The organism is Streptomyces sp. NPDC016677 (assembly GCF_055562815.1).
The window spans coordinates 135,099-148,326 of record NZ_JBVHEO010000012.1 but is presented as its reverse complement, the minus strand read 5'-3'; the positions used below and the strand labels follow the sequence as shown (position 1 = coordinate 148,326).

The following is a 13,228-nucleotide window of genomic DNA, read 5'->3' as shown; positions in this document are numbered from 1 at the left end:
GGACCCCGGGGCCCCGCGCCGCGCTACCGCACCCGCTCGGGCAGGACGCGCGGCGGCCACTGACCGGCGGCGAACATGCCCAGCGCGTGGGCCCGCGCCACCAGGGCGGGACGGTTGGGCGCGTCGAAGCGCCGCAGCATCTGTCCGACGCGGTACTCGATCCCTTGACGGCTCAAGTAGAGGCGGGAGGCCAGCTGCACCGTGGACTCGCCGCTGGCCACGCCCTCCAGGACCTGCGCGTCGAGGGCGCTGAGCACGGACGGGCCGGATGCCGGCGCCGGGGTGTCCGGCACCGCGGCATCCGGCTCCACCCGGTGCGGGCCATCCACCCGGCCCAGGCCATCCACCCGATCCAGGCCATCCACCCGGCCCAGGCCATCCACCCGGCCCGGGCCATCCATCCGGTCCAGGCCATCCATCCGGTCCGGGTCCGGGGTACGGCGCAGCGAGACGACGATGCCGGTGATCTCGCCCGACGGCCGGCGCACGGCGATCGCGGTGACGTTCCCGGTGAAAACCCGGCCGGCGGCATTACGTCCGGTCACCTTTTCCGTGACGCGTCGGCATCGCCCCGAGGAAAGCGCGGTGAATTGCTCGCGAAAGCGTCCGGGAGCGGGAGATCGCAAAAGGTCGAACAGGCTCTGCCCGCATATCTCGTCGACATCGAGACCGAAGAGACGGGCGAATTCGTTCTCCGCCGCGGTGATGACCAGTCCTCCGGGGGAGGCGTGGGCGGAACAGGCGCCGCGCGGGTGGGTACGGCGCGGCGGGCCGGTCCGGGCGCGGCGGCCGCCGGGGTCGGCGGAGGCCGTGCGGCCGGCGGTGGTCTTCGGAGGCGAAGCGTCGGGGAACCTCGTGGTCGCCACGGACGTACCGTCCTTCTTCCTGCGCGTGGGGGAGGGCTGGGGGCAGGGACGCGCGCGGAGCGGGCCGGTACGCCGGTGCCGCGGGGGTGTGCGGGTAACCGGGGCCGGCGGCTGCCACCTCGTGGGTGGACGGAGCCGGTGCTTCCGCGCCGCCGCCGGCCGGTCGGCGTCGGACGCCGCCTGCCGGGTGGGTCAGAGTGCGGACAGAGGCGGGTGTCGGGACGCCCGGCTCCTGGAAAACGTTGTCAGGGCCATTCGATCTCGCCGCTCCCAGCCCGGTGAACACCACCGGGAACGGGCGGAGCGGCGGCCGCGGGCCGGGAGACCGGCCGTCGGACCGGGCCCGGTCGGGCGCTGCGCAGCACGAGAACCTCCGAGAGACGAGTAGGGGATCGCGTCAAGGCGGCACCTTCGAGGCTAAGGGCCGCCCCCGCTTCTGGCAAGGGTTTGCCAGGTGAGCCAGAGCACTTGTCAACTTCCCTGAGGAAGAAAGGTGTTGGATGACCGCACGGTCGTCGGTCATGCCCGGTACGGGAGCGGGTCGGAAGCCTCTGACCTGGCTCAATCCCTCCCCCTGGTAAGGCTTGCCCACCCCTCGGCCCGCTTCATAGGGTGTTGGCAACTTGAGGTGCCCGACCGGGCACGCCGAGAACGGACGGAGTCCTGACGACCACGCACGGAACCGACTACGCACGGAACCGGACGGAACCAGAGGGGGGAGATGCTGGGACAGCCGCATTTCGGCCGTCGGCTGAAGAGGCTCCGGCTGGAACGGGGTCTGAGCCAGGCGAGTCTGGTCGGCGACGGCATGTCGACCGGATATCTGTCACGTCTGGAGTCGGGCGAACGGCCGCCCACCGAGCGGGCCGTGGCCTATCTCGCCCGCCGGCTCGGGGTCGACCCCGGGGCGCTGACCGGGCCCGCCGACGAGCGGTCCCTGACCGGGGTGCTGGCCGCCGTGTCGTCCGCGCCACCGGGCGCGGACGACACGGCGGCGCTGAGCCGCGCGGTGGCGGAGGACACCGGGGAGGATCCCGCCGCCCGCTGGCAGGCCCTGTGGCTGCTGAGCCGCGCCGCCGGGCGGGACGGTGACCACGAGCGGGAGCGGGTGCTGCTGCGGGAACTGACCGACCTGGCGGACACGTTGGGCGCCGCGGAGCTACGGGCCCGCTCACGCGTGCGGTACGCCCGCTGCACGCGCGCCCTGGGCGACCTGTGCGCGGCGGAGCCCGCGGCCGTGGCGGCGCTGTCCATCGCCCGCGCCGAGCAGCTCTCCGTGTCCGACACGCTGCCCGCCCTGATGGTGCTGATCAGCATCGAGACCGAACTGGGCCGGCTGGAGACGGCCGGAGGGCATGTCGAGGAGCTGGAGCGGGACCTGGTGCCGCGGGCCGCACCGGCCCAGGCGGCCGAGGGGCTGTGGACGGCCGCCATGGTGAGCAGCCGCCAGGGTGACCACGCGGCCGCCCGGTCCCGGCTCGACCGGGCCCTCGGGCTGCTGCGCGGCGAGGACGACCTGGCGCTGTGGACCCGGCTGCGGGCCGCCGCGACCGCCGCCGCCCTGCAGATGTCACCGCCGCAGGTGGCCGCGGCCGACCGCTGGCTGAGCGAGGCCGCCTCCGTCCTGGACCTGGTCGGCACCCCGTTGCAGCGACAGGAGTTGCACGCGCTCCAAGCCCATCTCGCCTTCCACCAGGGCCGGTTCGAGGACGCCCGGACGCTCAGCCGGGCCCTGCTCCAGGACGAGGAACTGCGCCTGTCCTACCGGGACCGGGTGCGTCTGAAGGTGCTCGACGGCCGGCTGGAGATCCTCGCGGGCCGCGTCGACGAGGGCATCGCGGCTCTGCGGCGGCTCGGCCGGCAGGCGGCGGAGTCCCACCACCTCGACCTGGCGGCCCACGTCTGGCAGTCCCTCGCCACCGCGCTGGCCGACGTCCGCGCCTGACCCGGCCGGTCCGGGGCGCTCCCGGCAAGCCTCGACCCGGCCGAGTCACGCACCATCCGCCACCGACCGCTCGTCCGGGCCGCCGGCGGCAACTCAGGGAGAGGGTCCGTCCCACACGCTTGCGGGCAGGTGACACCGGTGCCCGGGCCACCTACCCGCGGGCGAGCCGCTGCCGCAGGCACGCGAGCACGACTCCCGCCGGTGCCAGCGCCAACGGCAGCAGTACGAGGGCGACCGCGACCGGTGTGATGAGGACGAGGACGCCGGTCACCCACACGTTGTCGTCGGTGGTGGCCAGCATGAGCAGCCCCGCCCAGTGCGCCACGTAGCCACCGAGCCATGCGGACAACCGGAACATGACGGCGACCGCGGCCGTGCACAGCAGGAAGATCCCGGCGGTACGCGCGCGTGCCGTACGGGTCAGCGTCCAGGAACGCCGCAGCGCGGTCACCGCGGGAACGCCGTCCGCCACCCGCACGGCGGTGGCGAGCGAGAGCCGGGATACCAGGACGACCCCCAGTACCCAGAGCACGACGGGCAGCGCCCGGCCCACCAGGAGGAACCGCACGGTCGCGGGTTCGTGGTACGTGGGCCACGCCACCCCCGGCACCAGTCCCCGGTCGACGGCGGCCATTACGAGCAGACCGGCCAGCCCCGGCACCAGGGCGCACGCCGCGGTGAGCAACTGCACGCGGAACGCGGCGCCGAGGTGCGGACGCGAGCGGCGCCACAGAGCGGAGAGGGTGAGCGGGCGAGCCGCACCGGTCCCGGCGCTCGGCTCGGCCGCCGGGCTCTGCCCCGCGTGTGCCGCGGTCACGGCCTGGGCGGTGAGCAGCCAGGCGACCAGCGCTGCCGCGACGAGGAACAGCAACGGAAAGACGACGCACGCCACTTCGAGGAGTCCGTCCATCTGATCGGCGTAGGCGACATAGGAGTCCTCACCTTCGATGGAGCTCTCCGCGTATCTCCTGGCCTGCAGGAACAGGCTCCATGACGCGGCGAACGCACCGGTCACGAGGGCGCCGCCGGCGATCAGCGCCGCCGCACAGGTCACGGCGGCGGCGCCCCACACGGAACGCCGCTGCCCGCTGGTGATCAGCAGGGCCTCGATGACGGTGCCGGCGAAACGATCGTTCATGGTGGAGGCGACGCCCTCACCGGGACGTCCGGTTCCGCGGCGGCCCGGCGGGCGGGCGGTGGGCTCGGGTACCGGGGCCGTGCCGGAACCGGCCAGGTCGGTGCAGACGTGCAGCGCGACGGGCGCCTCCGCGAAGCCGTCCACCGTCCGCCCGGCCACTGCCGGCGGGCCGCACCGGCCCCGGCGCACGCGACATGCAGCGCCGAGGTGACCCCGTGACCGGTCAGCAGCGCGGGTACGAAGCCGCCACGGCGCAGGCGATGTGCCGTACGGCGGTCCTGGCCGGGAGGGGCTGCTCGGGGCCCGGTCAGGGCAGCGGGCGCCCGCTCCTGGTCTCCGTACCGCCATGAGCCGGGCTCCGTGTACCGCCATGAGCCGGGCTCCGTCTGGCGGGCGGGCGGCCGACGTCCGGCTGGGCAGGTGCTGGACCAGACCGGTGACGGCCAGCGCGACCGGCCCGGCCCGGCTCCACGACGCCTCACGTCGGAGCAACCCTGCATAGGGCATCGCACACGGATTCGTCAGCACGATCGGCCACTGTCAGCAGATTCAGTGACATCTAACCCGTCCGGCTTCCGTTCCGGACATCACAAGAGACAGTAATCACCTTGTAGGAACTGGCCGGTACGGCAACAGGGAGGCACGGTGCGGGTCGCGCTGACCGGGGCCACGGGTTTCCTCGGGCTCCGGCTCCTGGACGAACTGCTGCGCCGCCACCGGTCGGTCACGGTGCTCGCGCGCGGTGAACCCGACCGGGTGCTGGACCGCGTCGCCCGAGGCCTCGGCCGGTTCGCCGACGGCCACACCGCCACCGGCCTCGCCGCCCGGGTACCCGTGGTGCCCGTCCGGCTCACCGAGGACAACCTCGGGCTGGCCGGCAGCGCCCACCGGGACCTGGCGGACTCGCTGGATGCCGTCTGGCACTGCGCCGGCGACACCACGCTCGACGGCGACCCGGCCGTACTGCGCCGGGTGAACGTCGAGGGCACCCGGCAGGTGCTCGGCCTGGCCGCGGCGGGACGCCGGCTGCCCGCCGTGTTCCACATCTCCACCGCGTTCGTGGCCGGGGCACGCCGCACCGGGACGGTCTACGAGGACGAGCTGACCGACGCCTACGGCTTCGAGGGCAGCTACGAACGGTCCAAGTACGAGGCGGAAGAGCTGGTGCACGCCTGGGCACGGGAAACCGGCCGGCCGGCGGTGGTCTTCCGGCCCAGTGTCCTGACCACCGGCCTGCCGCCCCACCCGGACCTTCCGGAGCACCCGCTGCTGACCATAGAGCGGGCGCTGACCGAGATCGGGCGGGAGCACTTCGGCGCCGGCCGGAGACCGGAACTGCTCCTGCCCGGCCAGCGCCGGTTCCGGCTCGTCGGCCGGCCGGACGGGCAGCTCAACCTGATGCCGGTGGAGCGGGCCGCCGCCGTGATGGCCCGGCTCGCCGAACTGCCGCAGGGCGACGGCGTGCAGACCTACCACGTCGTGCACGGGCGGGACACCCCCGTCGACGTACTGCGCGGCCTGGCGGAGCGGCTCGCCGGGGTACCGGTGGCGATCGTGACGGAGCTGACCGACCCCACACCGTACGAATCGCTCACCGACTGCGTCGGCGGCGTGTTCCGCTACCTGCGCCAGCGCCGCCGCTACGACGACTCCCGGGTACGGGCCGCGCTCGGACCACCGGGCGTGCCGCGGGACATCGGCGTCGAGTACCTGATGGCGGGGCTCCGGCCACCGGCCCCGACCGTCCCCCCGCTCACTCCCGCACCCGCCCACCCCGACCCCCGACCGGAAGGAACCCACTGGTGACCACGGCCCGGTCCGAGGCGCACGGCACCGCCGCCGACGCGCCCCAGCTGTGCTGGCGACCCGGCACGGAAGCGGCCGCGTTCGACCCGTCCGGCATCATTGCCCTGGCGGCCCGCGTCCGGGAGCCGGTGCACGTCGTACGCGGCGGACACGGCGACCGGGCCGGCTACGGACTGGCCGTCGGCGGATCCCTCGGCCCCGGCGCGGGCCACCCGCTGGTCGGCCTGGTCCCGCCGCTCTACCCGGAGTGGCTCGGCGACCGCGGCTTCGCCGAGGCGCACGGCACCCGGTTCCCGTACGTGGCCGGGGAGATGGCGGGCGGAATCGCGACCACCCGGATGGTGATGGCGCTGGCCCGGGCCCGGCTGCTGGGGTTCTTCGGCGCGGCCGGACTGGACGCCGACCGGGTGGAGCGGGCGGTGGTGGAGCTGACCTCCGCCCTGGGCACCGCGCCCAACTGGGGCGTCAACCTGATCCACTCGCCCGCCGAGCCCCGGCTGGAGTGGCAGGTCGCCGACCTGCTGCTGCGCCACCGGGTGCGCCGGATCTCCGCCTCCGCGTTCATGGAACTGACGCCCGCCGTGGTCCGCTGCGCGGCCGCCGGACTGCGGCTGGACGGTGACGGCCGGGTGGTCCGTGACACCCAGGTGTTCGCCAAGGTGTCCCGGCGCGAGGTCGCGCAACGGTTCATGTCGCCCGCTCCCGAGGCACTCGTGGACGCCCTGGTGCGGGACGGCCGGCTCACCGCCGAGCAGGGGCGGCTGGCCCGCCGGGTCCCGGTCGCCGAAGACGTCACCGTCGAGGCGGACAGCGGCGGTCACACCGACAACCGGCCCCTGTCGGTGGTCCTGCCCGAACTGCTCGCGCTGCGCGACACACTGGCGGCCCGGTACGGGTACACCCGGCCGGTCCGGGTCGGTGCCGCCGGCGGTCTCGGCACCCCCGGCGCGGTGGCCGGCGCGTTCGCCCTCGGCGCGGCCTACGTGGTGACCGGGTCGGTCAACCAGCTGGCCGTGGAGTCCGGCGTGTCGCAGGACGCGCGGCGACTGCTGGCCGCGGCCGGTGTCACCGACGTGGCGATGGCCCCGGCCGCGGACATGTTCGAACAGGGCGTACGCGTACAGGTACTGACCAGGAACACCCTGTTCGCCGCGCGCGCCGGACGGCTGTACGACACCTACCGGCGCTACCGCTCCCTGGAGGAGATCCCCGCCGACACCCGCCGGCGTCTGGAACGCGAGGTGTTCGGTGCCGGCCTGGACGAGGTGTGGGCGGACACCGAACGGTACTGGCGGCCGCGCGACCCCGGACAGCTGGACCGGGCCGCACGCGACCCCAGGCACCGGATGGCCCTGGTGTTCCGGTGGTACGTGGGCAACTCCAGCCGGTGGGCGATCGAGGGCCGCCCGGAGCGCCGCACCGACTACCAGCTGTGGGCCGGCCCCTCGCTCGGCGCGTTCAACGGCTGGGTCCGGGGCAGCCCGCTGGCCGACCCGGCCCGGTGCACCGTCACCCAGATCGCGCTGAACCTGCTGGAGGGCGCGGCCGTGCTGACCCGCGCGCACCAGCTGCGCACCTTCGGCGTCCCCGTACCCGACGCCGCCCTGTCCTTCCGTCCCCGCGAACTGGCCTGACCGCCTGTGGAGTGTGCCGCGAAGATGAGTGCAGAACGTGTCAGTGCGGAACCTGCGCAGGTCCCGGTCGCGGTGGTCGGCCTCGCCGCGTACACCCCCGGCGCGCGCGATGTCGCCGGGTTCTGGCGCAACGTCCTGGCCGGCCGGGACCTGATGTCCGACGTCCCGCCGCAACGCTGGTCGCCGGCCGACCACTACGACCCGGACATGTCCGCCCCGGACAAGACGTACGTCCGCCGGGGCGCGTTCCTGCCCGACCTCGCGTTCGACCCGATGGCGTACGGCGTACCGCCCAACGACCTGCCGGCCACCGACACCGCGCAACTGCTGGCCATGATGGCCGCCGGTGACCTGCTGGCCGACTGCGGCCTGGCGGAGATGACCGCCGGACAGCGCGAACGCGTCGGTGTGGTGCTCGGCAGCAGCGGCCTGGCGCTGGGCTTCGAGGTCTCCGCCCGGCTCACCCGGCCGGTGTGGCGCCGGGAACTCCTGGCCGTCGGCCTCGACCCGGGCCGGGCCGAGGAGATCTGCGACCGGATCAGCGCGAACTTCCCCACGTGGACCGAGGCCACCTTCCCCGGCCTGCTGGGCAACGTGGTGGCAGGACGGGTCTCCCACCGGTACGACCTGCACGGCATCAACCACGTCACCGACGCCGCCTGCGCGTCCTCGCTGGCCGCGCTCTCCACCGGGCTCGGCGAACTGGCGCTCGGCTCGTGCGACCTGGTGGTCTGCGGCGGGGTGGACGTGCTGAACGACATCACCATGTACGTCTGCTTCTCCAGGACACCGGCGCTCTCCCCGACCGAGGACTGCCGGCCGTTCGCCGCCGACGCCGACGGCACCATGCTCGGCGAGGCCGTGGTCATGTTCGCCCTCAAGCGGCTGGCCGACGCCGAACGCGACGGGGACCGGATCTACGCGGTGGTCCGCGGCCTGGGCGCCTCCGCGGACGGCCGGAGCACCGCCGTGTACGCGCCGCTCGCGGCGGGCCAGGAACGGGCGCTGCGCCGCGCCTACGCCGCCGCCGGGTACGGCCCGGACAGCGTGGAGCTGGTCGAGGCGCACGGCACCGGCACCAGGGCCGGGGACGCCGCCGAGTTCGCGGCGCTGCGCGAGGTGTTCCAGGACAGCGGCCGCCCGGAGCGGCAGTGGTGCGCGCTGGGGTCGGCCAAGTCGCAGTTCGGGCACACCAAGTCCGCCGCGGGCGCCACCGGGATGCTGAAGGCGGTACTGGCCCTGCACCACCGGGTGCTGCCACCGACCATCAAGGTGACACGCCCCAACCCCGAACTCGACGTCACCGGCTCGCCGTTCTACCTGAACACCGCCACCCGGCCCTGGATCAGCCCCGGTGACCGGCCGCGCCGGGCCGGCGTGTCCAGTTTCGGGTTCGGCGGCACCAACTTCCACGTCACGCTGGAGGAGTACGTCCCCGGCGGTGGCGGCGGACGGCCGGCCCGGCTGCTCGCGGCGGCAGGCAGCGAACTGGTGCTGTTCAGCGCCGCCACCCCCGGTGAGCTGGCCGAGCTGATCCGCCGGCCCCGGCCCGAGGTGCCGCTGGCGGCGACCGCGCGGGAGAGCCACGCGGCGTTCCGGGCCGGGCACGGGGCGCGGCTGGCCGTGGTCGCCGACGACGCCACCGACCTGGCCGGGCGGCTGGAGGCGCTGGCCGGCCGGATCACGGCCGGTGAGCCGTTCTCCGCGCCACGGGCCCACTTCGCGACCGGCGACGCCGATCCCGGCCGGGTCGGTTTCCTCTTCCCCGGCCAAGGCGCGCAGTACGTCGGCATGGGCGCGGAACTCGCCGTCCACCACGCGCCGGCCCGGGACGCCTGGGACACGGTCGCGGCGGTCCTGCCGGTGCACCGGGAGGTGTTCCCGCCCCCGGTGTTCGACGAGGCGGACGGGGCCGCCCTGGAGGCCGCGCTGACCGCCACCGAGGTCGCGCAGCCCGCGCTCGCCGCGCACGGTCTGGCCCTGCTGGCCGTGCTGTCCCGGCTGAAACTGACCCCGGACTGCGTCGCGGGCCACAGCTTCGGCGAACTCACCGCGCTGCACGCGGCGGGCTGCTTCGACGCGGCCACGCTGGTCCGGCTGGCCCGGCGGCGCGGGGAGCTGATGCGGGACGCGGCCACCGCTCCCGGCGGCATGGTCGCCGTCAACGCCCCGCTGGACCGGGTCGAGCCGGTGGTGGCCGAGGTGGACGGCGTGTGGGTGGCCAACCACAACGCGCCCCGGCAGGTCGTCCTGGCCGGCGCGGACGAGGCCCTGCGCGCCGTGACGGACCGGTTCGCCGGGGACGGGGTGGTCACGCGCCGGCTGAACGCCGCCGCGTTCCACAGCCCGGCGGTCGCCGCCGCCACCGCGCCGCTCGCCCGCTTCCTGTCCGACGTCACCGTGCAGCCGCCGACGCTGCCTGTGTACGGGGGCGCCGACGCGGCCCCCTACCCGGCCGACCCGGCCGCCGTACGCGGCCGGGTCGCCGCCCAGCTGACCGCGCCGGTGCGGTTCCGGGACGTGGTGGAGGCGATGTACGCGGCCGGGGTGCGCACCTTCGTCGAGGTCGGCCCCGGCACCACCCTGACCGGACTGACCGGGGCGGTCCTCGGCGACCGCGCGCACGACGCGATCAGCCTGGACCGGCGCGGGCAGCACGCGCTGGCCGCGTTCTACGACGGGCTGGGGCGGGCCGCGGTGCGCGGGGTCCCCATGGATCTGTCCGCGCTGTGGGAGGGACACGGCCCGCGCCCCGAGTCCGGCCCCGGTCACACCGATGCTCACGCGCACGAGGAGAAGCCGCGGATGACGATCATGATCAATGGCGGCAACGTACGGGCCGGGGGCGGGGCTTCGGCGGGGACGGCGGCGTCCGCTCTCCCGGCTCCCGCGCGGCCTGTCGTCCCTCCGGCTCCTCCCGCTCCGGTGCTCCCTGCCGTCCCCGCCCCCTCCCCTTCCTCGGACTGGCTGTCGCTCCTGGCCGAGGCGCAGCGGCAGAGCGCGGAGGCCCATGCCACCTACCAACGGGTCACCGCGGAGAACCACCAGCTGTACTTGCAGACCGCGCACGCCTCGATGGAGGCCCTGCTCGGCGCGGCCGGTGTCCGCCCCGCCGCCGACGCCGGGGCCGCCCCGTCGGTACCCGTGACCACCGGTCCGCCGCCGTCCCCCGCCCCGCTCGACGCCGCATCGGCGGGTGCCGCCCCCGCCCCGGCCGTGATGGCACCGCCCCCGGCGGCGGACACCGCGCCGGCGCCGTCCGCGCTGCCGACGGACGCCGCGTCGATCGGCGCGCTGTTGCTGGAGGTGGTCGCCGAACGCACCGGGTACCCGGCGGACATCATCAACGTGGACATGGAGCTGGAGACCGACCTGGGCATCGACTCGATCAAGAAGGTCGAGATCCTGTCGCGGATCCGCGAGCGGGTCGGTGAACTGCCCGCCGCCGACCTGTCCGAGCTGGCCTCGCTCCGTACCCTGCGCGAGATCGCGGACAAGGTGGCCGAGATGGCGGACCGGGCGGGGAACGCCCCCGGGGCGGTGGACGCCGGTCCGGACGCCGCTCTGGCCGCCGGTCCGGACTCCGCGGTGGCCGCCGCTCCCCCGGACCCCGCTCCCCCGGAGCCGTCCGGCCCGGTCCGGCGGGCGGTGCGTGCCGTGCCCTCGGCGCCGGCCGGGCTGGCCCTGGCGGGCCTGTGCGACCGGGAGCTGCTGGTCCTCGACGACTCCACCCAGGTGGCCCCGCTGCTGGTCCGGGAGCTGGCCGCGTACGACGTGGCCGCGCGGGTCGTGACGGAGGTGCCGTCCGACGCCCGCTCCGTGGTGCTGCTGGACCAGGGTGACGACCCGCTGGCCGCCTTCGCGGTGGCCCGGGAACTGGCCGGCCGGCTGCGCGCGGACGGCGGTGTCCTGGTCACCGTGCAGGACACCGGGGGCGACTTCGGGCTGAGCGGAGGCGGTGACCACCCGGTCCGTGGCGCGCTGGCCGCCCTGGCCAGGACCGCCGCCCGGGAGTGGCCCTCGGCCGCCGTGAAGGCGATCGACTGCGCGCGGGCCGGACGTACCGACCAGGAGGTGGCGTCCGCCATCGCCGCCGAACTCACCACGGGCGGGCCGGCGGTGACGGTCGGACTGCCCGCCGACGGGAGCCGGACGGTCCCACTGCCCTGTCCCGCCGAACCGGGTCCACCCCTTCCCCGGGTCACCGCCGACTCGGTGATCGTGGTCACCGGGGGCGGACGCGGTGTCACCGCCGAGGCGGTCCGCGCTCTCGCCGCCGCCCACCGCCCGAAACTGGTACTGCTCGGGCGTACCGCGCTGACCGAGGAACCCCCGGGGCTGGCCGGGGCCGCCGACGAGGCGGAGCTGGTGCGGGCGCTCGCCACGGGCCCGGGGGCCGGCGGGCCCGCCGAACTCGCCGCCGAGGCGCGGCGGGTGCTGGCGGTACGGGAGATCCGGCAGACACTGCACGCGCTGCGGCAGGCCGGCTCCCCGGCCCGTTACCTGAGCGTGGACACCCGGGACGAGTCCGCGCTGCGGGCGGCCCTGGCCGAGGTGCGCCAGGACTGGGGCCCGGTCACCGGGGTGGTGCACGGCGCCGGGGTGATCGCGGACCGGCTGATCGGCGCGAAGAGCGACGAGCAGTTCGGCCGGGTGTGGTCCACCAAGGTGGCGGGACTGCGCGCCCTGCTGGCCGCCACCGACGGTGACCCGCTGGAAGTGCTGGTGGCCTTCAGCTCGGTGTCCGGGGTCTTCGGCAGTCCCGGGCAGGCCGACTACGCGATGGCCAACACCGCCGTCGACCACCTGCTGTCCGCGTACGCGGCCGCGCACCCCGGCTGTCTGACCCGCTCACTGGCATGGGGACCCTGGGCGGGCGGCATGGTCACCGGGACGCTCGCGGAACGGTTCCGGGCCGCCGGGGTCGGGCTGATCGAACCGGCCGCCGGCGCGCGGGCGTTCGTGGCCGAACTCGCCGACCCGGCGGGCCCCGTCCGGGTCCTGCTCGCCGCCGGGGGCCCGGCCTTCGACGAAGGTCCGGCCGGGCCGGGGCCGGCCGCCGAGGTGACCCCGGCGCGTCCCGCGTACGCGGTCCTCGACGACCACCGGATCGACGGCACGGCGGTGGTGCCGGTCGCCGTCCTGGTCCACTGGTTCACCGCGCTGGTCCGGTCCTGGCGCCCGGACGCCGGCCCGGTGGTCCTGCACGACCTGCGGGTGCGCCGGCGGATCGAACTGCCGGAGCGGGAGCCGAGGCTGCTGCTGCGCGGCCGGACGAGCCCGGCGGGGCCCGGCCGGCCGGGCGGCCTCGCCGTCGAACTGAGCGCGGCCGGAACCCCGTACGCCGGTGCCGTGGCCGTCGTCGGCCGGTCCCCGGCCCCGGGCCACTGGGGTGACGCGGACCCGCTCGGACACGAACCGGTGCCGGAGCCGTACGACGGGCGGATCCTGTTCCACGGCCCGGCGCTGCGGGTCCTCGACCAGGTCGGGCTGGGCGCCGACGGCGGCCGGGCGGCGCTGCGCGTCCCGGACGCCGGGCCCTGGGAGGCCGTGCCCTGGACGGTGGACGTCGCCGCGCTCGACGGCGCGCTCCAGCTCGCCGTCGGCTGGGCGTCGCGCGGTGCCACGGGGGCCGCGCTGCCGGTGTCCGTACGCGAGTGCCGGGTCCACCGGGCCGGCGCGGACTGGGGAGCCTCGCGGGTCGTCGTGGCGGCTCGGCGGGCCGACGCGGTGTCCGCCGAGTGCGACGCGGCCGTACTGGCCGAGGACGGCACGCCGCTGGCCGAACTGCTCGGGGTGGAGCTGATCCGCCGGCCCGACCCGACCGAGGGCTGAGCGA

At 75.5% G+C, this 13,228-nt stretch carries 6 protein-coding genes; 4 read left to right on the top strand and 2 right to left on the bottom strand.

Going from position 1 to position 13,228, the window contains the following annotated elements:
* Positions 1-23: 23 nt before the first annotated feature.
* Positions 24-713, bottom strand: coding sequence for a PAS domain-containing protein (locus ACZ3IG_RS26970; protein ID WP_467435326.1), 690 nt, complete (start codon positions 711-713; stop codon positions 24-26).
* Positions 714-1,587: 874 nt separating this feature from the next.
* On the opposite strand from ACZ3IG_RS26970, the gene ACZ3IG_RS26965 reads away from it, so the two are divergent.
* Positions 1,588-2,811: a helix-turn-helix domain-containing protein gene (locus tag ACZ3IG_RS26965; protein ID WP_467435269.1), complete on the top strand. Its 1,224-nt coding sequence runs from the start codon at positions 1,588-1,590 to the stop codon at positions 2,809-2,811.
* A 151-nt stretch (positions 2,812-2,962) separates the two neighbouring features.
* On the opposite strand, the gene ACZ3IG_RS26960 is transcribed toward ACZ3IG_RS26965, so the two are convergent.
* Positions 2,963-4,108, bottom strand: coding sequence for a hypothetical protein (locus tag ACZ3IG_RS26960; protein WP_467435268.1), 1,146 nt, complete (start codon positions 4,106-4,108; stop codon positions 2,963-2,965).
* A gap of 486 nt (positions 4,109-4,594) precedes the next feature.
* Between ACZ3IG_RS26960 and ACZ3IG_RS26955 the strand changes: the two genes are divergently transcribed.
* From ACZ3IG_RS26955 to ACZ3IG_RS26945, 3 genes are read left to right on the top strand one after another with little or no spacing between them, the layout of a single operon-like run.
* Positions 4,595-5,755: an SDR family oxidoreductase gene (locus ACZ3IG_RS26955; RefSeq protein WP_467435267.1), complete on the top strand. Its 1,161-nt coding sequence runs from the start codon at positions 4,595-4,597 to the stop codon at positions 5,753-5,755.
* Complete coding sequence (locus tag ACZ3IG_RS26950) at positions 5,752-7,389, top strand: PfaD family polyunsaturated fatty acid/polyketide biosynthesis protein (RefSeq protein WP_467435266.1); 1,638 nt, start codon at positions 5,752-5,754, stop codon at positions 7,387-7,389. Before ACZ3IG_RS26955 ends, ACZ3IG_RS26950 begins: the two co-directional genes overlap by 4 nt.
* A 24-nt stretch (positions 7,390-7,413) precedes the next feature.
* The gene (locus tag ACZ3IG_RS26945; RefSeq protein ID WP_467435265.1) at positions 7,414-13,224 is read left to right on the top strand and encodes a type I polyketide synthase; all 5,811 of its coding nucleotides are present in this window, start codon (positions 7,414-7,416) and stop codon (positions 13,222-13,224) included.
* Positions 13,225-13,228: the final 4 nt, after the last annotated feature.

Coding starts and splice junctions, on each gene's coding strand:
- ACZ3IG_RS26945 (WP_467435265.1), top strand. CDS start 7,414: ATGAGTGCAGAACGTGTCAGTGCGGAACCTGCGCAGGTCCCGGTCGCG.
- ACZ3IG_RS26965 (WP_467435269.1), top strand. CDS start 1,588: ATGCTGGGACAGCCGCATTTCGGCCGTCGGCTGAAGAGGCTCCGGCTG.